Below are 21,547 nucleotides of genomic sequence, written 5' to 3'. Positions count from 1 at the left end.
GTATAACGGGGAACTGGGCAAAGGGACTCTCTCCTGAGCCCGTCACAAAAATCTGTCTAGCCTTCAATAGCTACCATCGCAAAAACCGTGGCAAGCGACGAAGGAAAGGCGGATGGAAGTGTTTTTTTATTTGGTTTACAAATTAAAAAATACTTTCGCAGCCTTAGGCTACAGCAGACAGTCTTGAGTACGTGGGCTTGTAAACCCAACACCTACCCGTTCACACTATATTCATCGCACACGCTGGGGAACGGCAGGCTTTCCCCCGACCGCTGCCCGTTATGCCTAGATTAGCTAAGCCCTGTCACAGGCACACTAGCACCATGAATAGCGCTAGCATCTTCAGACGCTAAAAACGCCATCACTGCCGCCAATTTCTCGGGACTGACCCAACGAGCTGGATCCGCATCAGGCATTGCTGCACGGTTTTGAGGTGTGTCGATGATGGTAGGCAATACGCAGTTCACGTTAATGCCTTTTTCACGTAACTCGGCTGCCATGCTTTCGGTAATGCGGCTTACGGCACTTTTTGCTGCAATGTAAGCGCCCATATCCGCCAAGCCTTGGCGAGACGCAAATGCGCCTACGTTCACCACCTTGCCACGGCCTTGCAACAACATATGCGGTACAACGGCTTGTACGGTATGCAGCAAGGTCATGACGTTCATGTCGTATTGCTGTTGCCATGCATTCAGCGGCGTGGCGTGTACGGGTTCACCCATGTGAAAGCCACCTGCCACGTTACACAACACATCAATACTGCCAAGCTTCTTCACAGCAGCTGCTACCCCTTGCTGTAAGGCATCAGGCTGCATCAAGTCGGCAAGCACGTAGTGCACGTTATCGCCTTCTGGCGCAATGGCTTCCAACGCCTTACGATTACGCGCCACCAACACCAAGCGTGCGCCTTTTTGCGCAAAGTGCTGCGCCACCGCTTGGCCCAAATTACCACCAGCACCACTAATCATCACCACCGGTGAGTGTGTATTTTGCATGTTTACTTCCTGACTACACTAAGAGTTCAGCCTGCTCGCTTACGCCACAGACTTTTTGTTTGCATGATAACGGCCTGATCCACGGTGATACACCTTGTCTTCCGACAATAGGATGCCAGGGTCCAAATCAGGACGGGACGCAATACGGTTGTACACGGGCTGGAAATCAATAGCCGAAAGCTCTAATAACGCTTCCAAGTCTTTGATCACAAAGTAGCTTTCTTGAAAATCGTCTATACGGTAATTAGTACACATTACCCTGTCTAAATCAAAGGCGATGCGATTAGGGGAATCGTCTTCTAAGCTAAACACGCTTTCTGTGCGCGACGAGGCAATGCCTGCACCGTAAATGCGTGGTGAGCCATCTTCCATAACTAAGCCGAACTCAACGGTGTACCAGTACACACGAGCCAAACGGTGCAATACACCCAGTTCCTTAGCGCGCAAACCACCTTTACCGTAGGCTTGGATGTAATCAGCAATGGCAGGGTTCATCAGCATGGGGACATGGCCGAACACATCGTGAAACACGTCGGGTTCTTCTAGGTAATCCAGCTCATGCGCTTTACGGATGAACTGCCCTGATGGAAAGCGTCTATTGGCTAAGTGCTCAAAGAACACATCATCAGGAACCAGCCCAGGCACCGCCACTACTTGCCAGCCAGTGTGCTTCATCAGCACTTCACTGAGCTGTTCAAAGTGCGGGATTTTATCGGCAGAGATAGGCAGCTTTTTCATGCCCTCTACAAATTCTTTACAGGCGCGCTGTGGCAACAGTTTGGTTTGTCGCTCGAACAGTGTTTTCCAAACGCCATGTTCTTCGGCAGTATAGCGATCCCAGCCTTGATCTATGGTCCAGTCGGCGCGTTCAGGCTGGAAATTTTCGCCTGCTGCCAAGCCGTGCTTACTACTGTCCTGCGTAGTATGTTCCTGCTCTAGCATGTGGGTATCCTCCTGCTGTCACGCCTGACTTAGGCCTGATCAGCTGACGCTGCGCAGCGCGCAAAAACAGCATCGATAATATGAGCCAACGCGATATCGCGTTGGCTTAACCCATCTGCATCGTGCGTGGTTAGCACGATTTCCACACGGTTATAGACGTTGTTCCACTCGGGATGATGATCATGCTTTTCGGCATGCAGCGCCACTTGCGTCATGAATGCAAAGGCTTCCGTGAAGTCATGAAACACAAACTTGCGTCGGATTAACCCGCCGCGCTGTGCTTCATACTGCCAGGAAGACAACTGCTCCAATGCGATTTGTCTTTCCTGGTCGTCTAATTTCAACATGATCATCATTCCTTGAGGGTTACACGCGATATGGTCTATTCAGCTGTTGCTGTGCCCAACACACCGCGTTCAATTTGGTCACGCTCAATGGACTCAAATAGTGCCTTGAAGTTTCCTTCGCCAAAGCCTTCATCGCCTTTACGTTGGATAAATTCAAAAAACACAGGGCCTAGCAATGTGCCTGAGAAAATTTGCAACAACAGACGTCGTTGACCACCTTCAGCCGTACCATCCAACAAAATACCGCGTGCTTTGAGTTCGTCAGCGTTTTCACCATGCCCTGGGATACGTGACTCTAGCATTTGATAGTACGTGGCAGGTGGTGCTTTCATGAGTGGCACACCTGCTTTAATCAACTGGTCCACGCCGTGGAAGATGTCGTCACACAGCAGCGCAATATGCTGAATTCCTTCCCCGTTGAACTGCAGCAAAAACTCTTCAATTTGGCCAGACCCTTGAGCCGATTCTTCATTGAGAGGAATACGAATTCTACCATCTGGGGCTGTCATGGCTTTGGATACCAGACCGGTATATTCACCTTTAATGTCGAAATAGCGAATTTCACGGAAGTTAAACAGCTTCTCGTAGAAATCAGCCCAGAACGACATGCGCCCACGGTACACGTTGTGGGTAAGGTGGTCGATGAATTTGAAACCGTAACCAACAGGGTGGCGGTCTACACCTTCGATAAACTCAAAGTCGATGTCATAAATAGACTGGCCGTCAGCGTAACGGTCGATTAGGTACAACGGCGCACCACCAATACCGCGGATGGCTGGCAAACGCAGCTCCATAGGGCCTGTTTCGATCTCGATTGGACGCGCACCTAGCTCTAAGGCACGGTTATAGGCATGGTGAGCATCACGCACACGAAAGGCCATACCACAGGCACTTGGGCCATGTTCAGCGGCAAAGTAAGCGGCTTCGCTGTTAGGCTCGCGGTTCACGATGAAGTTGATATCACCTTGACGGTATAGCGATACATCTTTTGAACGGTGCTTGGCCACCTCGGTAAAGCCCATCAATTCAAAAGTACGCTCCAGCAGACCCGGTTCTGGGGAAGCAAACTCTACAAATTCAAAACCATCCAGACCCATTGGGTTTTCAAACAAATCCGCCATAACCATCTCCTGAAAAACAGACTTTTAGATATGTTTATTTTAAGACTCAAACACCGCACTAAAAATGCAAAGACAGCTCAGTTAAACCCTATAATACGCAAGATTCCTGCATAAACTAGGCGTTTAGTTAAAGAAATGAATGAATTCAAGCTAGATAAAACCGACATACAAATTCTACGCTTGCTGCAACTGCAGGCACGCGCTTCGTTTGACGAACTGGCCTCGCAAGTAGGACTGTCTTCTTCTGCCGTATTACGGCGTGTGAAACGCCTAGAAAACGAAGGGATAATCCTAGATTACCGTGCCACTATTCTGCCCGAAGCCATTGATATTGGCCTGACTGCCTATATTAGTGTGCGTCTAGAAAAACAAAGCTCACACGCCAAAAATAGCCCGCGCGACATGTTTAGGTCGTTAGTGCAATCATGGTCTGAAGTGGTGAGCTGTGTGTCGTTAGCGGGGGAAATGGACTACATGCTGCGTGTGGTGGTGCGGGACATGGCGCATTTTTCGCGATTTTTATCCGATAAACTGCTGCGCCATGAAATCGTACGCGATTGCCGCACCAGCTTTGTACTGGAATGGGTAAAAGAAGATAAAGGCTTGCCGCTGTAGGCAGTGGCGGCTGTCTTCATCGCACACGCTGGGGACTGCGGAACAACTTTTTTGATATGGGGCCCTTATGATTACTCGTAGTGTCGTAACCAGCTATCAATTTCAACCGCTAAGGTACGGCTGGCTTCAGCTAAGGCTTTTGCGCCACCCGCAGCATTCGCCTCAGATGCATCAATAGCACTGACAAACGTGCGCTGAGCCAAAAGCTTATCTCCCCCCACCCCGGGTTCTATTAAGGTAGCACGTAGTTGCACCACGCCTTTGCTATCTTGAGGATTTTGGAAGATTTGCTCGAAATTCTCTATATCCACACGTAACACCAGCGGATACTGATCCCCAGCACGCATGCGCGATAGGCTGAACTCGGTATCCAAAATAGGTCTACCTTGCTCTAACTTCTGGCGCAACTGCAATCCAAACAACTGCTCAATAGGACGGCTCCAGCGTGCTTCTTGGTAAGCACGTAATTGCTGGTCTACGTCTACAAAACGGTACAGCATGGCTGTACTGCCTGGCATCAAACCTTGACCGCTAATAGCCGCCACCATCACAGGGCGTTTACCCACAGGCAAGTCCACTGGCTTGCCAATAGCAGGGCCTAAATCGTACAAGGTTGCCGTTGCCGGCGGTTTTGGTAGTACCGAGCAAGCCGATAACAATACCGCTGCTACGAACAAGCCAGCTTTAATAGCGATGTTCTTCTTCATGATGTGCTGTTTTCCTTGTGTCGCAATCATTGTTATCCCCTTTTTAGTGAGCTACCGGTGCGCTAAAACCGCGTTCCCCCGGCCCCGGCTGACTACTATCCGGACCGTATAGGAAGCGCTGCGGATTGCTAGACACTTGGTGAATCAGCACTTTCACTTCTTGTACTGCACTGTTCACCTCTTCCATCATGCGTTGCAAGCTAGGCAGCGTAGCATTACCCAGCTCTTCGCCCACTAACGACAACGACCGTGCTGACTGCTGCAATTGCGGAATCACGCCACCCGGCGCACGCATATTTTGCACGATGCCACTCACGTCCTGCCCCATTTTGGCCAGATTACCTGCTGCCTGCCTAATGACCTGCATGTCAGACTCTATGTCTTTGGAAATCGTTGCCACTACTGGTTTTAGGCCTTCCATCACATCAGATGCATTCTGTGCGGCTGAGCCCATAGATGAGATAGCCTGCATCAACACTTGCTGATTTTCTTTGTTGAGCAAGGTGTTCAGGCTAACAACGGTTTCTTGTATCTCACCTAAGAACTCTGGCCCCATCTCTACCAATCGGCTTAAACGTGAAGGACGCATTTCTAAGCGCTTGATCCCACTAGCCGTTTCACCTAGTACAGGCCGCGCTACGGCATCATCGTCTAGCTCTATGTAGGCCAAACCGGTTACCCCTTGGTAGCCCAATGTGGCATAGGTTTTGGCTGAAATAGGCGTGGACTCTTCTACCTTGATCTGAATAATGACCATGCCATGCTGTTCATCATTAAAACCTATAGAGGCTACTCGCCCCACCGTCACCCCTTTGTAGCGTACGGCGGCTTGTGGCTGCAAACCGGTTACGGCTTGAGTGCTGGAAAGCTCGTAATCTACATACGTACCCTGATCACGGGTCAGCCAATACGCCAGTACGCTTAATAGTGCTGCAACCACCAGCACAAAAACGCCAGCTGCCATGGCATGCGATTTATTTTCCATTTAATTCGACTCCGGATGCTGCGTCGAGGCGGTCTGTGCCGCCGCTGAAGATTGCATGGGTTCGCGTGCTCGACGGCCTCGTTCACCCAGAAAAAATTGTTCTATAAAAGGATGCTGGAACTGCACCACTTCATCAGTAGTGCCTTCCACTATCACTTTTTTCTCTGCCAACACGGCTACCCTGTCACTTAGGGCGTACAGCGTATCCAAGTCATGCGTCACCATTACCACCGTGAACCCCAGCTCTTTGTGCATGGCTAACAGCAGCTCACAAAACTCATCCGAGCCACGCGGGTCTAACCCTGCAGTAGGTTCATCTAACAACAATAAGGGTGGGTCCATAATCAGGGCGCGTGCCAACGCTACCCGTTTAATCATGCCGCCTGATAAGTCTGAAGGCATACGCGAAGCGTGTTCAGGCTTTAGGCCCACCATTTGCAACTTCACCATGGCCGCATCGCGAATAACGGACTCTGGCAGGCTTTGCTGCTCGCGCAGTGCGAAAGCCACGTTATCCAAAACGTTAAATGCGGAATACAACGCACCACGCTGAAACAGCATACCTATACGAGCCGATGCACCTTCAGGGGGTAACGATGCTGGGTCTTGCCCTGCAATGCGTACCGTGCCCTTGGTAGGACGTGTTAAGCCCAAGATATGACGCAACAACACCGTTTTTCCGGTACCAGAGCCCCCTACAATCGTCATGATCTCGCCACGACGTATTTGTAAGTCCAAATCTTGGTGCACTGCGAACGCTTTATCGCCAGTGCCAAATACCGTCCACAGCTTTTTAATATCCACCAAGATATCGCTATTGTTGCCACCTGATTGGGCCTGTGTCTGCTTCATGACTTAGAACCCCACGCTTTTAAACAAAATGGCGAATACAGCATCCAGCAAAATCACAGCCGTAATGGACGTCACTACCGACGCGGTCGTACCCGAACCCAAGCTCTCGGTATTCGGTTTCACCCACAAGCCCCAATAACACCCAATTAAGGCAATCGCCGCACCAAACACCGCCGACTTAGCGGTAGCCAACCACACGTTAGCCACCTGCACCGCATTCGGTAAAGCCTGTACAAAATAAGCAGGAGACAAGCCCAAGCTAGCCTCAGAGGCCCACATACCCCCCAACAATGCGGCTAGCGTTGTCCACACGCTCACCAACGGCATGGCCACAGCAAGCGCCAACACCCTAGGCATCACTAACCGGTAACCATGGGAAATACCCATCACTTGCATGGCATCTAGTTCTTCATTGACGCGCATCACCCCAATTTGAGCGGTAATGGCAGAACCCGATCTACCCGCCACTAAGATAGCCGCCAACAAGGGACCTAATTCACGTATTAGTGAAATACCCAAAATATTGACGATAAACGCATCTGCTCCAAACTGGCGTAACTGTAGGGCCAATAAATACGCCACTACCACGCCAATTAAGAAGCCCACTAAGGCGGTAATGGGCAAAGCTTGCGCACCCATTCTGAACAAATGCGCCGAAAAATCGTGCCATGGGCCACGTGAAGGACGACGTATCAGTTTCAGTACGTCTAGCAAAAACTGCCCCAACAGCGCAATCATGCCTTTGGCGTGATTCCACCCGTTAAAGGCCATGTTGCCCAGTGACACAAAAGCGCGCTGCGTAACTGTGCATTCTTCTTCATGCACTGGCTCTACCGTTAATTCGGCAACGCGCTCAAGTATGCCCTGTTGAATATCAGTAACGTGCAATTGCTCGGGCCACTGTCGCCCCCAGCAATCCCACAGAATTTGTGCGGTGACATAATCCAGCCCGTGGGCATCGCTAAGGTCCCATACCGTCTGCGTACTGCCTGCTGCTTGACGCAACTGTGGAAGCAAACGTTTACTGTGCTTTTCATCACTTAATACGCCGGCCTCCCACTGGCCTTGCAAACGCACTGTCGTGGTTTGGCCAGAGGCTTCGGTTACGATGACGGCATTCTGGGTAAGCCCCATATATCACTCTATCCTGTATTTTGCCCTCGCTATTTTAACGGTAAGAATCAAAATGGGGGATAGGGAGCATTGTCACAGAATTTAATTTGTTGCCCGTAGTAAAATCAGCGCACCTATTCACCCTGACATAAAGGTAGAGACATGGCACGGGACACTACTTCCCTTCCACACGATCCACCTCCTGTAGGCCAGGCTATTCAAGCCATACGCGCCCAACAGAAGCTCTCACTGGACGCCCTGTCTAAACGATCAGGGGTGTCTAAATCTATGTTGTCACAAATAGAACGCAACCTGACTAACCCCACCATTGCCGTGTTGTGGAGGTTGGCACAAGCGCTAGAGATCAGTGTGGGTGATATTTTAGGTTTGGGAATGGAGGCAGTATCGTCTGCCGAGCCTAACATTACGCTGCAATCGGCGCACTCCACCCCTGTGATCAAAAACAAGGATGGCACCTGTGAGTTACGTATCTTGGGGCCTATAGACTTGGCAGGCATCACCGAATGGTATGCCCTTACCGTAGAACCTGGTGGTGTGTTGGCGTCTGAGCCACACGAAGCTGGCACCCAAGAACACTTAACAGTGCTCTCGGGGTTATGGCAAGTGAAGTCCGGCAATAGCGAGCAACAATTACACGCTGGCGAAACCGCCCGTTACCCGGCTGACCAGCCCCACGTTATCAGCAATATTGGCACTACCGCTGCAACCGCGTGGCTGGTGGTGGAATCCATTAAGCGTTAAGCCGCTTTGACGTTTAGTTGGCTAGCGCGCACTGGAGTATTAAAAATATAACCGCGTCTCGCCACACGTAATACTGCCCCCAACATATCTTCGTTTTTCTGATTCTTATCCATCGTTGTTACGGTTGCATCCAAAATAATCACATCTACACTGTGCTCTTTCAACAGATGCAAATCTGAAGACGAACATTGTTTAACGTGATGCAGATTGGTGGGTCGTAGCAACCCATCTAGATGTCGCGTATGACAGGAAGACAAGCTAAACGCTTCCAAATCAGAGCCTAGGAATAAGATATCCATGATAGTTATGCCCCTCAAGCACTAACAATTCAGTAAAACGAACGATGTTCTATATATAGAACATAAAATTCATAATATAGAACGGCATTCACCAAATCAAGCACCAACTGCCATAACGCAGCCAAACTCCCACAATGCTGTCTATGCCTGCTGTTTCTGCACACTTTTTGACACCTAACTAGACATGCAGCCGTGGTATTCTGCTTTTTTATTTTGGGTTAGATTGAACTCATGCCAGAAGACTTAATCCCTGTCTCTAGTGACTTGCTCATCAAATACTCTGTCGGTCTGGGTATCGCCATATTTTGCTTAGCAGGTGCAGTCTGGGCAGATGTACGATTACGTCGCATACAAAACCTGACACGAAAAATCACCTTTCATGTCATACAAAGTGTCTTCCTGTGCTCGCTTGCCTTAACAGTGAAGCAATACGCTGAGTACGCCATTGTTGACTACAAACTACGTGCTGCTAGCTCAAGCGCCATTGATTTCCTCACGGTGTTAGTCATCGCCCTGATCATTTTGCGTCAGGTGTCACTACTCATCACGCTCTTTGAGAAGCACCAAATCAGCAAAGGCAGCGACCCCACCTCTACACGCGTGGTTGCCAGAATGCTGAAGATCACTGTGTTTGTGGTGCTACTGTTAATGTTTGGCGAACATTTCGGGCTCAGCCTATCAGGCTTGATGGCTTTTGGGGGTATTGGAGGTATTGCGATTGGTATGGCCGGTAAGGACATACTGAGTAACTTCTTCTCAGGGGTGATGCTTTACTACGATAGACAGTTCAATATAGGGGACTGGATTAGCTCACCCGACCGTAATATCGAAGGTACGGTAGTAGAAATTGGCTGGCGTATTACTAAGATTAGAACCTTTGATAATCGCCCGCTGTATGTGCCCAACTCACTGTTTTCTACTATTAGTGTGCAAAACCCTGGGCGCATGACTAACCGCCGTATTAATACGCAAATTGGTCTGCGCTACGAGGATTCTGCCAAAATACGAGTGATTGTGGACGATATCAACGCCTACTTGAAGGCCAACCAAGACATAGACCAAACCCAAACCATCTTGGTGTACTTCGATGCTTTTGCCGATTCTTCGTTAAATATCATGGTGTATTGCTTCACCAAAACCACGGCCTGGGCCGAGTGGCTAGGCATACAGCAAGACGTGTATTTGAAAATTATCGACATCGTGCAACAACATGGTGCCGACTTCGCCTACCCCACACAAACGCTTTACGTGAACAAGCAAAACGCACCAGCTGCCTAGAGCTAGTCGCTACGCACTAAAACCAACATCAAGGGAAATCCCGGGTGTTGGTTTTTTTTGTCTGCCCTTATCTTTGATCAAAGATCAAAAATCATATTATTTTTTGTGGGTACATATGGACGCACATCTTCCCGGCACTACAGGGCCTATAGTTCGCACTTCTGTTCACGATGCGGTGTATCAAGTGCTGCGCAACCGCATCATGCACGGCGTTTACCGTGCTGGACAGGTGCTAGGCATACAAGAACTGGCCGATGATTTGGACACCAGCACCATGCCCGTGCGTGAAGCACTGCGCCGACTTGTTGCCCAGCAAGCACTAGAGCCCATGCGCAGCCGCTCGTCTCGTGTGCCTCTGATTACCACCGAACGACTAGAAGACTTGCGCCGCTCTCGTGTGTTAATTGAAGGCGCTGTCACCCAATGGGCGACTGGCAATGTGAACGAGGCTGACTTGGCGTTGCTCACCCAACTGGCCAAGGACATACACCACAGCCGTAGCCAGCCCGACGGTATGACCACTAGCCTTGAGTTAAACCGCCAGTTTCATTTCTGCATTTATCGCTATGCCCAGTCTCCCGTGATGCTGGGCATGATCGAAAGCCTATGGTTGCAATCAGGCCCCTATTTACGAGAGGTGCGCGAACACTGTGGCCCAGAGCGCACCCCTATTGATGATCACCACGAAACCATCGTGAACGCCTTACGCAAAGGCGATGCCAAGGCCGCCCAAGAAGCCTTGCAAGCCGACATTAGCTGGCCATTTGAACAGCTACTGCAATTACAACAACCCACAGACTAAGCTTTTGTGGAGGAGACACCCCATGTTGCACAAACACCGTTCCCGCGTCGTGACCAACGGCCCTACCCGTGCGCCACACCGTGCTTTTCTGCGCGCTACAGGGATGGATGATCACTCGCTGGAAAAATCCTTTGTAGGTATCGTCAGCACTACAGGTGATAACACACCTTGCTCTATGTCCTTAGCGCCGCAGGCCGATAACGCCCGCTTAGGCGTAGCCGAAGGTGGTGGCGTGCCCATTAGTTTTTCTACCATTTCGGTCTCAGACGGCACCTCTATGAACCATGCCGGTATGCGTATGAGTTTGGTATCGCGTGAAACCATTGCCGACAGCGTAGAACTGATGGTGCGTGGCCATGCCTATGACGGGTTGGTGGGATTTGCTGGATGCGATAAAACGCTGCCTGGCATCATGATGGGGATGGTACGCACTAACGTACCGTCGGTATTTGTGTACGGTGGCTCGATGCTACCCGGCTTTGATGGCGAAACCGGCCAAGACAGTACGATTCTGACCACCATTGAAGCAGTAGGTCGTTACCAAAGCGGCACCATCAGCCTAGATCAATTACGAGGCATAGAATGCAGCTCATCGCCTACAGCAGGCGCTTGCCCCGGCCAGTTTACGGCCAACACCATGGCTATGGTGGGCGAGACGCTGGGTTTATCGCTGCTAGGCTCATCCATGACACCAGCGGTATACAGCAGCCGCTTGGCCTTAGCACGTCGCGCTGGCCGCCAAGTCATGTCCATTTTATCCACAGGCGTCCCCTTGCCTCGCGATCTGGTCACACGCGAGAGCTTAGAAAACGCCTGTGCCGTCGTAGCAGCTACGGGGGGGTCTACCAACGCTGCGCTGCATATTCCTGCCATTGCCAACGAAGCAGGCATACGTTTCACCCTAGAGGACGTGGGCCGTGTCTTTGAACGCACCCCACTGATTGCCAACTTACAGCCCGGTGGCCGTTATTTAGCGCGCGACCTAGATCGCATTGGTGGCACGCCGGTTGTCTTAAAAGCACTGCTCAAAGGCGGTTTCTTGCACGGCAATACCCTTACCTTGGAAGGCAACACCTTAGCTGAAGCCTTGGAACACTTCCCTGATCCCGATAACAACATCGTGTTCTCCTGCGCCCAACCACTACACCCTAGCGGTGGCGTGGTGGTACTGAAAGGCAATCTGTGCCCCGATGGTGCGTTGCTAAAAATTGCCGGTCTGAAATCGCTACAGTTCACGGGCAAAGCCAGAGTATTTGAGAACGAAGAAGCCTGTATGAAAGCCGTTTCCACACAGGCCTATCACGATGGCGATGTACTGGTTATACGTAACGAAGGCCCCATGGGCGGCCCTGGCATGCGCGAAATGCTAAGCGTGACCGCCGCGCTGTATGGTCAGGGCAAAGGCGAAAAAGTCGCCCTGCTGACAGATGGCCGTTTTTCTGGCGCTACCCGTGGCATGTGTATTGGCTACGCTAGCCCTGAAGCCGCCATGGGTGGTGCTATTGGCTTAATTCAAGATGGCGACATTATCCACATTGATGCCGCCGCCCGCAGTCTTAGTTTGCAAGTCAGTGACGAAGAGCTGGCTCTGCGCCGCGCGACTAAACCGGTAGTAGACCGTGCTCCTTTAGCTGGCGTGCTAGAAAAATACGCCAAATTGGTAGGCCCTGCTAACGAGGGCGCTACCACCCACTCAGGTAATCTGGATTGGCCTTACGACCCAGCGGAGGACGACGCATGAAACTCGCATTTTGTGGTCTAGGCCTAATGGGCACTGCCATGGTGAAGCGACTGCTCGCGGCGGGCCATCAGGTGAATGTGTGGAATAGGTCCCCCGCCAAAGCAGAAGCCTTGGTCGCGTTAGGCGCACGAGCCTGCAGCACACCACAAGAAGCCGCCACTGATGTAGACGGCGTTCTGCTGTGTTTGCTGGATGCCAAGGCGGTGCAAGAGGTAGTGTTTGGCGACTCCGGCGTGGTACATGCACCATCTGTGGCTTGGGTGGTAGACCACTCCAGTATTGCCCCGGCCATCACGCAACACGTAGCCCAGAAATTGCATCAACAGAAACACGCGCAATGGTTAGATGCGCCGGTATCCGGTGGTGTGGCTGGTACTGAGCAAGGCACACTGACAATCATGGTGGGTGGCGATGCCCAAGCACTACAGCACGCCACGCCCGCCATGCTGGCTTATGCCGCTCGCATTACCCACATGGGTGCTTCGGGTACAGGCCAAACCGCCAAACTGTGCAACCAAACCATTGTGGCAGCAACACTCAATGCCATCGCCGAGGCCTTAAGCCTTGCCCGCGCTGCCGGTATGGATGCGTCCAAACTACCGGAAGCACTACAAGGTGGTTGGGCAGATTCCAAGTTATTGCCCTTGTTTACGCCACGTATGCTGCAAGCGCAGCACCACATTGTGGGTGCGTTAGACACCATGCTTAAAGACATAGACAGCGCACTGGATCTTGCCAAACAAACGCGTACTCCCACTGCTCTCGCCGCTACCGTACAGCAAAATTTGCGCCAAGCCAGTGCCTTAGGGCTGGGAGCGTCTGAGATCTCAGCCTTAATTTGCCTGAGCCACCCAGACAGCCTGCCTAGTTTTCAAGCTCAAGCCTAACCACAGGAACCCGCTACCATGCATTTTGCTGCCAACCTCAGTCTGCTGTTCCCTGACGATGTAAGCTTTGCTGAGCGCTGTGCACGCGTTGCCGCTCAAGGGTTCAACCATGTGGAAATGCTGTTCCCCTACGATTTGCACCCACAAGAATATCTATTACCACTGCAAGATCACGGGCTACAACCCTTACTGATCAACACTCCCATAGCAGACGACCACTTTGGCTTGGCAGCGTTACCGAATTCAAAAGACCGCTTCAAAGCGGATTTTGATCGTGCGTTACATACAGCCCAAAGCCTAGGTGTGCCAGCCATCCACGTAATGGCGGGGATCACGCAGCATCTGGACGCACAGCACTGGCAAGAGACATTACAGGAAAACCTACTTTACGCCTTAGCGCAAGCGGCTGGTACGGGCATCACCTTGCAACTGGAAGCGTTAAATAGGCGCGACTTACCCGGCTATGCCTACTGGAATCCAGCCGATGTGCTGGCCATTGTGCGCCAGATGAACTCACCACAACTGCAGTTGCAATTCGATTTCTATCACAGCTTAGTAGAGGGCTTACCTTTGCTGGAAACCCTGCAATCCTGTCGCGATGTGGTGTCGCACGTGCAAATTGCAGACCCCACCAAACGTCACGAACCTAACTTGCAGCAGTACCCTGAAATGCTGCAAGCCCTGCAATATTTACTCAACACGCAGTATCGCGGCAGCATAGGCTGTGAGTACAAACCTGCCGCCAAGTTTGAACAAGGATTGAAGTTTCTTGTGATTTTGCAGCAAGCAGGGCTATGCACCGCACCGGAGCACACATCATGCATATAGTCATTACCGGAGCAGGCGGCTATATAGGCCATGCACTCAGCAGTTGGTTAAGCACACAAAGCCACTTTGCGGGTCGCCCCATTACGCGTTTAAGTCGCACCGATCTCACGCTACCGCCCTTAGCGCAAACGCCCGCTTTTCTGCACGATATAGAAGGTGATCTGTGCCAAGCCGCGCTACGCGAACAACTGTTGTCTGAGCCCGCAGATTATGTCTTTCATCTAGCTGGCATTACCAGTAAGCGTGCAGAAGAAGACCTCGCACTAAGCCTAGCGGTCAACCTACAAGCCTCGGTAGCCTTGTTTGAAGACCTGCGTCAACAATCTACAAAAGCTACTGTAGTATTCACTAGCTCTATTGGCGTATTTGGCACGCCACTGCCCGATCACATTGACGATCACACCACCATACAACCCACCTTAAGTTACGGTACACACAAACGTATGGTGGAACTGCTGATTGCCGATTACAGCCGCTTAGGCCACCTAGACGGGCGAGCTGTGCGACTGCCCGGCATCATCGCTCGCCCCCTACAAGCCATTGCCGCGCTATCCAGTTTTTCCAGTGACCTTGTGCAGCATCTTGCCGCCGGCACCCCCTACACCTGCCCGGTGTCTAAAGACGCTGCCAACTGGCTGATTTCCCTGCCCTGCTGTTTACAACAATTGCTGCATGCCGCGTTGTCGCCCGCTGCAGCCTGGCCTACTAGCCGCGTCGTCACACTGCCAGCACTACGCGTACTTACCGGTGAATTAGTACGCGGTTTAGTCGCTCTGTATGGCACAGAGAGAAAGCATCTAGTGAGTTGGCAACCCAACGCGCAGATTGAAGTGCAATTTGGTTGTTGGCCCACCTTAGACACGGCCTTGGCCGACCAGCTGGGTTTCACGCACGACCACAACGTCGAAACCCTACTACACAGAGCCCTTCTGACCACCCCATCAGCTTGATACATAAAACATAGAGAAACGAGGAGACTTATTATGCTGAAACTCTGTAAAAAACTACTGTACTGTTCTGGCCTTGTTCTGTCGCTGGGCAGCACTCAAGTCGCCCATGCCAAGCCCACCGAACTGACAGTATCCGTCTGGCTACCACCCACCCACTCTCTTGTGGCGGGCTTTATTGTGCCTTGGCTTGCAGAAATTGAAGAACAAACTGAAGGGCGTGTTAAACCTCGTCTCTTGCCCAAACCGGTGACCAACCCTGCGGGCCATTACGATGCGGCTCGCAATGGTTTGGTAGACATTACCTTTATTTCGCATGCCTACTACCCGGGTCGTTTTGAGCTAACCAAACTGGCCTCGCTGCCACTGACAGGCAACCATGGCGAAGCCCGTTCGGTGGCCGCATGGCGTATTTATGACAAGTACCTAGCAGAAGCTGGCGAACACCGTGGCGTCAAACTCTTAAGCATGTACGGCCATGGCCCAGGCTTAGTCATGACTGGCAACAAACCCATTCGCACCATTGAAGACTTTGATGGCCTAAAAGTACGTGTAGGCGGCGGGATGGCTGCCGACGTCGCCCAAGCCCTGAATATCAACCCTGTGGTCAAACCCGCCCCTGACTCCTACGAGTTACTGAGCACTGGTGTGGTAGATGGCCTGTTCTTTCCCGGTGAATCCTTAGCGGCCTTCAAACTGGATGAGGTGGTGCGCCACATCACACGTTTCCCCGGTGGCTTATATGGTGACTCGCACGGCCTGATCATGAACCAACGCGCCTACGACAACCTAGAACCTCAAGATCGTGAAGTTCTGGATAGATTAAGTGGCGAATACGCTGCTCGCATGGCGGGTGCAGCATGGGGTGGTGCTGATGCAGGCTCCCTTAAAGCTGGCCAAGAAAAAGGCGTAGAAATCATCGAAGCAGATAAGGCTCTGGTGTCTGCGGTTCGTGAGCGCACACAGCGTTTTGAGCAAGCATGGCTAGATGCGGCTGCAGCGAAGAACATCGACGGCCCAGTGGTGTTGGCCGAGTTCCGCGAGCAACTGCAACAGCTGGATGCGGAAATAGACAGCCGTCCTTAATCCCTGCCTTTGAATCAGGAAATCATGATGAATGCTCTGCTTCGCTCCTTGCTTTGCGTCATGCGGCGCATCGCCGAAGTGACACTCTTTCTGATGATGTGCCTCACCATGCTGGACGTGGCGGGACGCTATTTCTTCAATTTTCCGGTGCTAGGTTCAGTGGAGCTTACCGAGTTGCTGATGGTGGGTGTGATCTTTTCAGGGATCGCACTCTCCTCGGCCTCTAAGGGCCATATCACGGTGGATCTGGTCGCTATGGCGCTGCATGGCCGTACCCGCTGGCTACAGCAAGTACTAGGCGACTTAATCTCCTTTAGCATCATTGCATTGCTGGCAGTGGTGAGCTGGGGCAAAGCCGCTGAAATCGCCGATTACGGGGATAAAACTGCCGTTTTGCTACTGCCTATCGCTCCAGTAGCCTATTTTATGGCAGTGATGCTAAGCGTCACTACGCTGTATCACTTGCTGCAACTGCTACAAACCATATTCAAAGGGGCTAACCATGACTGAAGCGCTATTAGGCTTTGCCGCCATGCTTGCCCTCATCATGCTGCAAGTACCCGTGGCCTTTGCCATGGCTCTAGTAGGATTAGTGGGCACCGCCCTCATACGAAACTGGGATTCTGCCTATGCGATGGCCGGTTCCATGGTGTATGAAAGCGGGTTTCAATACACCCTATCAGTGTTGCCCTTGTTCATCTTAATGGGCAACTTTATTACCCAAGCCAGGCTCTCCAAAGAGCTGTATAACGCTGCTCATGCCTTCTTAGGACATCGACGTGGCGGGCTGTCGTTATCGACTATTTTGGCCTGTGGTGGGTTTAGTGCAGTATGCGGTTCCAGTTTGGCCACTGCTGCCACCATGTCTAAAGTAGCGTACCCAGAAATGCGCCGCTTTGGCTACGACCCCGCCTTAGCGACTGGCTCTATTGCGGCTGGTGGCACATTGGGTATATTGCTGCCGCCGTCTATTGTGATGGTGGTGTACTGCATTCTGACAGAGCAAAGCATAGGCAAAATGTTTGCTGCTGGTTTGATACCTGGCGCACTCGCTATTTTGTTGTACTTACTGGCTTCAGCGTGGGTGACATGGCGTAACCCGGCTGCAGGCCCTGCCGCTGGCGAACGCCAAGGTTGGGCATTACGCTGGCAAGCCATCAAGAAAGTGTGGGGCTTATTGGTGTTGTTCGGCATTGTGATGGGTGGTATTTATGGCGGCATTTTTACCTCTACCGAAGCGGCGGGTATAGGTGCCTTTGGTGCCATGCTGTTCTCGCTGTTACGCGGCACCTTAACCTGGCGCAGTTTGTCGGAAGTGTTGATAGAGTCCACTCAAACTACCGGTATGCTGTTTATGGTGATTATTGGCGCACTACTGTTTGCCAACTTCATCAACTTCACCTCGCTGCCCGATGACCTCAAAATGCTGGTCATGCAGTTTGATCTAAGCCCTTATACCGTCATTATCCTGATCAGTCTGCTGTATATCGTGCTGGGCGCGGTATTAGAAAGTATGTCCATGATCTTGCTTACCGTACCGGTGTTTTACCCGCTGGTGCAGTATCTAGGTTTTGATCTGATTTGGTTTGGCATTATTGTGGTGGTGGTCACAGAAATCAGCTTTATCACGCCCCCCTTTGGCATGAACGTTATTGTGTTACGCAGCCTACTGCCCGAGGTTCCTTTAGCAACCATGTACCGTGGGGTTATGCCCTTTGTATTCGCCGACATTATCCGTCTGGCCATTTTGATTGCTTTCCCCGTACTGTCGTTGTACTTACCTCGCTACCTAGGCTAATTGTTTGTTGGAGCCCCTATGACTGTTTCTTCTCCCCGCGTTGCTGTGTGTGCACGCGTTTTCCCCGAATCCTTAGCAACATTGGAAGCCGCTGGTTTTTCCGTACACGCCCACCACGGCGACAGCGCTTTACAAGGAGATCAACTGGTAGCGTGGGCCAACGGCGCAGACGCTTTATTGGTGTCCGCCAGCAGCCGCGTGGATGCGGCCATGCTGGACCAACTACCTACGTTAAAAGTCATCGCCAACATTGGCGTGGGCTACAACAACATCGATGTAGCCGCCGCCACAGCGCGCGGCATTGCCGTCAGCAACACACCCGATGTACTCACTGAAACCACCGCCGACCTAGCGTGGGCATTGATGTTTGCCGCTGCCAGACGCATCAGCGAGTCTGAGCGCTGGTTACGCGACGGTCAGTGGAAATCCATGGCCTTAGATGGCTGGCTAGGCGTAGACATTCAAGGCAGCACCTTAGGGATTATTGGCATGGGCCGCATCGGCGGTGCCGTAGCCCGTCGCGCCATGGGTTTTGGTATGCGGGTGCTGTATCACAACCGCACGGCTTTACCGGCAGAAGACACTCCCGGTGTGACGTGGGTAGAAAAAGAAACCCTACTTAAAGAGGCCGACCACGTCATCTTAGTAGTGCCTTACTCCCCCGCCACCCACCATCTGATCGGTGCTAACGAGTTGGCCTTGATGAAACCCACCGCTGTGTTGGTCAACATTGCTAGGGGTGGTGTGGTGGACGATGTGGCGTTAGCGCATGCCCTACAGAGCGGCCAACTTGGTGCGGCTGGCGTGGATGTGTTTGAAAACGAACCCAACATTGCCAAAGAACTACTGGCCGCTCCCAACGCTGTGTTGACACCCCACATAGGCAGCGCCACCAAACGCACACGCTTAGGTATGGTGGATTTAGCCGTTACTAACTTGCTGGATTGGCAGGCTGGCAACGCCTTACGTAATTCGGTGAATGGGTAGACGGCATACATTGTGTCTGCCGTAGCCTAAGGCTGCGAAAGCATTTTTAAATTTGTAAACCAAATTGAAAAATACTTCCCCCCGCCTTTCCTTCGTTGCATGCCACGGTTTTTATATGGAGGTAGTTGTTAGCTGTGTGTACTTTTGTAGCGAAACACACTGCCGCTAAAGAAAGGGCTGTAAGCCTATCTAATTGGGATACATCGGGGAAGGCGGAGGAAAACTTTTTTGATTTGGTGTCTCAAATCACAAAAAGTTGTTCCGCAGTCTCCCCAGCGCGTGCGATGAATACAGCCATTACCCTGAGCCAGTATTACGAGTAGCCCTCCCTCAGACTTCAGCCGCTAATCCCCCGTGTGCCTCATCCACCCAAACCACAAACCCACAAGTTTTTAATCCAGATCAAAGTTTATTCTCCCGCTAGCACCTATGCTCTAAACCACTATATATAGTTTAAAAATACATTTTAAACACAACATGTAGATGGAGAGCGTTATGACACTGCTGCCTGATCACACTCTGGAAGAAGGGAATCACCCGCTCCCAGACCCTGTTGTAGAGGTAGGCAACACCATGGAGGAATACCTGCACAGGCGTGATTGGCGCATCAATGCCAACGCTAACCAAGGGTACTCACTGGGTGGATTAATCTTAAACGTAGCAGGCAAAGTAGTAGCCAATTATTGGCTAAGCCATATCTACCCCGCCGAGGTAGGCCAAGCCCATAGAGACGCCGATCTGCACATACACGATCTAGATGTATTTTCCGGGTATTGCGCCGGCTGGTCGCTACGCACCTTGCTGCATGAAGGCTTAAACGGCGTTCCCGGTAAAGTGGAATCCGCACCACCCAAACACCTTTCTAGTGCCGTAGGGCAAATCGTTAACTTCTTGGGTACGTTGCAAAACGAATGGGCAGGCGCCCAAGCATTCAGTTCGTTTGACACCTATATGGCACCGTTCATACGCAAAGGCAACTTACCGTATGACGAGGTGAAGCAGTGCATGCAAGAACTGATCTACAACCTGAATGTGCCGTCGCGTTGGGGGACACAAACCCCCTTTACTAACCTAACATTTGATTGGGTATGCCCCGAAGATCTACGTGAGCAAACGCCGGTCATTGGCGGCGAGGAAATGCCCTTTAACTACGGCGATCTACAAGCTGAAATGGACATGATTAACCGTGCCTATATGGAAATCATGACTCAAGGCGATGCCAAAGGCAGGGTGTTCACCTTTCCTATTCCCACCTACAACATCACCCGCGACTTTGATTGGCATAGCGAGAATGCAGACCGCTTATTTGCCATGACCGCACGCTACGGCTTGCCCTACTTCCAAAATTTCATTAATTCAGAACTTGAGCCCAACATGGTGCGTTCCATGTGCTGCCGCTTGCAGTTAGACCTGCGTGAGTTACTGAAACGCGGTAATGGTTTATTTGGATCCGCCGAGCAAACCGGTTCTGTAGGCGTGGTCACCCTCAATTGCGCGCGTTTAGGCTACCTGTACGCCGGTGACGAAACCGCCCTGTTTAACCGTTTAGATGCTTTACTGGAGCTGGGTAAAACCAGCTTAGAAATTAAACGCCGCGTCATACAGCAGCATATGGACGATGGCTTGTTCCCTTACACCAAACGCTATCTAGGCACCTTGCGCAATCATTTCTCTACCTTGGGTGTAAATGGGATTAACGAAATGATCCGTAATTTCACACTGGATCAGCACGATATCACCACCGCCTGGGGCCATGATTTTGCTGTGCGTTTGTTAGACCACGTACGTGAACGCATGGTGGCTTTCCAAGAAGAAACAGGCCATTTGTATAACCTAGAAGCCACCCCTGCCGAAGGCACTACTTATAGGTTTGCCAAAGAAGACCGCAAACGCTATCCAGATATTTTGCAGGCCGGCACGCCGGCAACACCGTATTACACCAACTCATCGCAGTTGCCTGTGGGCTTTAGTGATGACCCTTTTGAAGCCTTACTGCATCAAGATACCTTGCAGTGCAAATATACAGGCGGGACGGTGCTGCATCTCTACATGACTGAAGCCGTGTCCTCGGTAGACGCCTGCCGCAGTTTGGTTAAACGTAGTCTGGAAAACTTCCGCCTGCCCTATATCACCATCACCCCTACGTTTTCCATTTGCCCCAAACATGGCTATTTATCGGGTAGGCATGAGTTCTGCCCAAAATGTGATGACGAGTTGTTAGCCCATCAACCCCCTGCTCTGCATTAACCCATTGGAGTACTGACTATGACTAGCAAACAGCCCCCTGTTTTACGTAACGAAGACAGACAACCCTGCGAAATATGGACCCGTGTTATGGGCTATCACCGCCCCGTGTCGTCGTTCAATATAGGCAAACAAGGAGAGTTCCACGAGCGTTTACACTTCACCGAACAGCCCATGCACGTCAGCAACCCTCTGCGCAAACGGGCTTAAC

General features: G+C 51.5%; 21 protein-coding genes and 1 pseudogene. 13 read left to right on the top strand and 9 right to left on the bottom strand.

The features are described from left to right. Positions 1–290 precede the first annotated feature (290 nt). The 4 genes from GY634_RS02035 to hppD are packed head-to-tail and all read right to left on the bottom strand — an operon-like array spanning position 291 to position 3,405. On the bottom strand, positions 291–995 hold the full coding sequence (locus GY634_RS02035) for an SDR family NAD(P)-dependent oxidoreductase (protein WP_166406899.1): 705 nt from the start codon (positions 993–995) through the stop codon (positions 291–293). A gap of 39 nt (positions 996–1,034) precedes the next feature. After that, positions 1,035–1,937 (bottom strand): phenylalanine 4-monooxygenase, encoded by a 903-nt coding sequence (gene phhA, locus GY634_RS02030; RefSeq protein WP_166406898.1) that lies wholly within the window; start codon positions 1,935–1,937, stop codon positions 1,035–1,037. Positions 1,938–1,966: 29 nt separating this feature from the next. After that, positions 1,967–2,284, bottom strand: a complete 318-nt coding sequence (locus tag GY634_RS02025; RefSeq protein ID WP_242683575.1) for a 4a-hydroxytetrahydrobiopterin dehydratase — start codon at positions 2,282–2,284, stop codon at positions 1,967–1,969. 35 nt (positions 2,285–2,319) lie between these two features. Next, positions 2,320–3,405: a 4-hydroxyphenylpyruvate dioxygenase gene (hppD, locus tag GY634_RS02020; protein WP_166406897.1), complete on the bottom strand. Its 1,086-nt coding sequence runs from the start codon at positions 3,403–3,405 to the stop codon at positions 2,320–2,322. Between the two features lie 135 nt (positions 3,406–3,540). Here hppD and GY634_RS02015 point away from each other — a divergent pair, with 135 nt between their 5' ends. Beyond that, positions 3,541–4,020, top strand: a complete 480-nt coding sequence (locus tag GY634_RS02015) for an Lrp/AsnC family transcriptional regulator (protein WP_166406896.1) — start codon at positions 3,541–3,543, stop codon at positions 4,018–4,020. Between the two features lie 71 nt (positions 4,021–4,091). On the opposite strand, the gene GY634_RS02010 is transcribed toward GY634_RS02015, so the two are convergent. Genes GY634_RS02010 through GY634_RS01995 form a run of 4 tightly spaced genes read right to left on the bottom strand, consistent with a single transcriptional unit; the run spans position 4,092 to position 7,698 of the window. Beyond that, complete coding sequence (locus GY634_RS02010) at positions 4,092–4,757, bottom strand: ABC-type transport auxiliary lipoprotein family protein (protein WP_166406895.1); 666 nt, start codon at positions 4,755–4,757, stop codon at positions 4,092–4,094. A gap of 13 nt (positions 4,758–4,770) precedes the next feature. After that, positions 4,771–5,712 (bottom strand): MlaD family protein, encoded by a 942-nt coding sequence (locus GY634_RS02005; protein ID WP_166406894.1) that lies wholly within the window; start codon positions 5,710–5,712, stop codon positions 4,771–4,773. Further along, complete coding sequence (locus GY634_RS02000; RefSeq protein WP_166406893.1) at positions 5,713–6,564, bottom strand: ABC transporter ATP-binding protein; 852 nt, start codon at positions 6,562–6,564, stop codon at positions 5,713–5,715. 3 nt (positions 6,565–6,567) lie between these two features. Further along, a complete protein-coding gene (locus GY634_RS01995) occupies positions 6,568–7,698 on the bottom strand; it encodes an MlaE family ABC transporter permease (protein ID WP_166406892.1) in 1,131 nt (376 codons plus the stop codon). A 141-nt stretch (positions 7,699–7,839) separates the two neighbouring features. Between GY634_RS01995 and GY634_RS01990 the strand changes: the two genes are divergently transcribed. Next, positions 7,840–8,439, top strand: a complete 600-nt coding sequence (locus GY634_RS01990; protein ID WP_166406891.1) for a helix-turn-helix domain-containing protein — start codon at positions 7,840–7,842, stop codon at positions 8,437–8,439. Here GY634_RS01990 and GY634_RS01985 read toward each other — a convergent pair. Then, positions 8,436–8,738 carry a hypothetical protein gene (locus GY634_RS01985; protein ID WP_166406890.1) on the bottom strand — a complete coding sequence of 101 codons (303 nt, stop codon included), beginning with the start codon at positions 8,736–8,738 and terminating at the stop codon, positions 8,436–8,438. The genes GY634_RS01990 and GY634_RS01985 overlap by 4 nt on opposite strands. 231 nt (positions 8,739–8,969) lie before the next feature. Here GY634_RS01985 and GY634_RS01980 point away from each other — a divergent pair, with 231 nt between their 5' ends. From GY634_RS01980 to GY634_RS01930, 11 genes and pseudogenes are all read left to right on the top strand, one after another. Continuing rightward, positions 8,970–10,016, top strand: a complete 1,047-nt coding sequence (locus GY634_RS01980; protein WP_166406889.1) for a mechanosensitive ion channel family protein — start codon at positions 8,970–8,972, stop codon at positions 10,014–10,016. A 115-nt stretch (positions 10,017–10,131) separates the two neighbouring features. Then, positions 10,132–10,818, top strand: coding sequence for a GntR family transcriptional regulator (locus tag GY634_RS01975; RefSeq protein ID WP_166406888.1), 687 nt, complete (start codon positions 10,132–10,134; stop codon positions 10,816–10,818). 22 nt (positions 10,819–10,840) lie between these two features. After that, on the top strand, positions 10,841–12,559 hold the full coding sequence (ilvD, locus tag GY634_RS01970) for a dihydroxy-acid dehydratase (protein WP_166406887.1): 1,719 nt from the start codon (positions 10,841–10,843) through the stop codon (positions 12,557–12,559). After that, positions 12,556–13,446, top strand: coding sequence for an NAD(P)-dependent oxidoreductase (locus GY634_RS01965; RefSeq protein ID WP_166406886.1), 891 nt, complete (start codon positions 12,556–12,558; stop codon positions 13,444–13,446). The genes ilvD and GY634_RS01965 overlap by 4 nt, the downstream gene beginning before the upstream one ends. Positions 13,447–13,464: 18 nt before the next feature. Further along, on the top strand, positions 13,465–14,274 hold the full coding sequence (locus GY634_RS01960) for a hydroxypyruvate isomerase family protein (protein WP_166406885.1): 810 nt from the start codon (positions 13,465–13,467) through the stop codon (positions 14,272–14,274). Continuing rightward, positions 14,265–15,224 (top strand): NAD-dependent epimerase/dehydratase family protein, encoded by a 960-nt coding sequence (locus GY634_RS01955; protein ID WP_242683574.1) that lies wholly within the window; start codon positions 14,265–14,267, stop codon positions 15,222–15,224. Before GY634_RS01960 ends, GY634_RS01955 begins: the two co-directional genes overlap by 10 nt. A gap of 33 nt (positions 15,225–15,257) precedes the next feature. Further along, entirely contained in the window at positions 15,258–16,307 is a 1,050-nt protein-coding gene (locus tag GY634_RS01950) for a TRAP transporter substrate-binding protein (protein WP_166406884.1), read from the top strand. A 24-nt stretch (positions 16,308–16,331) separates the two neighbouring features. Next, complete coding sequence (locus tag GY634_RS01945; RefSeq protein WP_166406883.1) at positions 16,332–16,817, top strand: TRAP transporter small permease; 486 nt, start codon at positions 16,332–16,334, stop codon at positions 16,815–16,817. Further along, entirely contained in the window at positions 16,810–18,105 is a 1,296-nt protein-coding gene (locus tag GY634_RS01940) for a TRAP transporter large permease (RefSeq protein ID WP_166406882.1), read from the top strand. The genes GY634_RS01945 and GY634_RS01940 overlap by 8 nt, the downstream gene beginning before the upstream one ends. Before the next feature lie 18 nt (positions 18,106–18,123). Then, the gene (locus GY634_RS01935) at positions 18,124–19,092 is read left to right on the top strand and encodes a 2-hydroxyacid dehydrogenase (protein ID WP_166406881.1); all 969 of its coding nucleotides are present in this window, start codon (positions 18,124–18,126) and stop codon (positions 19,090–19,092) included. A gap of 483 nt (positions 19,093–19,575) precedes the next feature. Then, positions 19,576–21,546: pseudogene (locus tag GY634_RS01930) on the top strand (ribonucleoside triphosphate reductase). Position 21,547: the final 1 nt, after the last annotated feature.

Origin of the sequence: Paenalcaligenes suwonensis (assembly GCF_011290505.1) — a bacterium.
In the GTDB taxonomy this organism is placed as follows: Bacteria; Pseudomonadota; Gammaproteobacteria; order Burkholderiales; family Burkholderiaceae_B; genus Paenalcaligenes; species Paenalcaligenes suwonensis.
This window is presented reverse-complemented; position numbering and strand designations above follow the sequence as displayed.

Bases quoted from the DNA above. Each gene is read 5' to 3' on its own strand.
- GY634_RS01980 (WP_166406889.1), top strand. From the start codon at position 8,970: ATGCCAGAAGACTTAATCCCTGTCTCTAGTGACTTGCTCATCAAATAC.
- GY634_RS01950 (WP_166406884.1), top strand. From the start codon at position 15,258: ATGCTGAAACTCTGTAAAAAACTACTGTACTGTTCTGGCCTTGTTCTG.
- GY634_RS02015 (WP_166406896.1), top strand. From the start codon at position 3,541: ATGAATGAATTCAAGCTAGATAAAACCGACATACAAATTCTACGCTTG.
- phhA (WP_166406898.1), bottom strand. From the start codon at position 1,937: ATGCTAGAGCAGGAACATACTACGCAGGACAGTAGTAAGCACGGCTTG.
- hppD (WP_166406897.1), bottom strand. From the start codon at position 3,405: ATGGCGGATTTGTTTGAAAACCCAATGGGTCTGGATGGTTTTGAATTT.
- GY634_RS01945 (WP_166406883.1), top strand. From the start codon at position 16,332: ATGATGAATGCTCTGCTTCGCTCCTTGCTTTGCGTCATGCGGCGCATC.
- GY634_RS01990 (WP_166406891.1), top strand. From the start codon at position 7,840: ATGGCACGGGACACTACTTCCCTTCCACACGATCCACCTCCTGTAGGC.
- GY634_RS01960 (WP_166406885.1), top strand. From the start codon at position 13,465: ATGCATTTTGCTGCCAACCTCAGTCTGCTGTTCCCTGACGATGTAAGC.
- GY634_RS01995 (WP_166406892.1), bottom strand. From the start codon at position 7,698: ATGGGGCTTACCCAGAATGCCGTCATCGTAACCGAAGCCTCTGGCCAA.
- GY634_RS02000 (WP_166406893.1), bottom strand. From the start codon at position 6,564: ATGAAGCAGACACAGGCCCAATCAGGTGGCAACAATAGCGATATCTTG.
- GY634_RS02035 (WP_166406899.1), bottom strand. From the start codon at position 995: ATGCAAAATACACACTCACCGGTGGTGATGATTAGTGGTGCTGGTGGT.
- GY634_RS01955 (WP_242683574.1), top strand. From the start codon at position 14,265: ATGCATATAGTCATTACCGGAGCAGGCGGCTATATAGGCCATGCACTC.
- GY634_RS02025 (WP_242683575.1), bottom strand. From the start codon at position 2,284: ATGTTGAAATTAGACGACCAGGAAAGACAAATCGCATTGGAGCAGTTG.
- GY634_RS01985 (WP_166406890.1), bottom strand. From the start codon at position 8,738: ATGGATATCTTATTCCTAGGCTCTGATTTGGAAGCGTTTAGCTTGTCT.
- GY634_RS01935 (WP_166406881.1), top strand. From the start codon at position 18,124: ATGACTGTTTCTTCTCCCCGCGTTGCTGTGTGTGCACGCGTTTTCCCC.
- GY634_RS02010 (WP_166406895.1), bottom strand. From the start codon at position 4,757: ATGATTGCGACACAAGGAAAACAGCACATCATGAAGAAGAACATCGCT.
- ilvD (WP_166406887.1), top strand. From the start codon at position 10,841: ATGTTGCACAAACACCGTTCCCGCGTCGTGACCAACGGCCCTACCCGT.
- GY634_RS01940 (WP_166406882.1), top strand. From the start codon at position 16,810: ATGACTGAAGCGCTATTAGGCTTTGCCGCCATGCTTGCCCTCATCATG.
- GY634_RS02005 (WP_166406894.1), bottom strand. From the start codon at position 5,712: ATGGAAAATAAATCGCATGCCATGGCAGCTGGCGTTTTTGTGCTGGTG.
- GY634_RS01965 (WP_166406886.1), top strand. From the start codon at position 12,556: ATGAAACTCGCATTTTGTGGTCTAGGCCTAATGGGCACTGCCATGGTG.
- GY634_RS01975 (WP_166406888.1), top strand. From the start codon at position 10,132: ATGGACGCACATCTTCCCGGCACTACAGGGCCTATAGTTCGCACTTCT.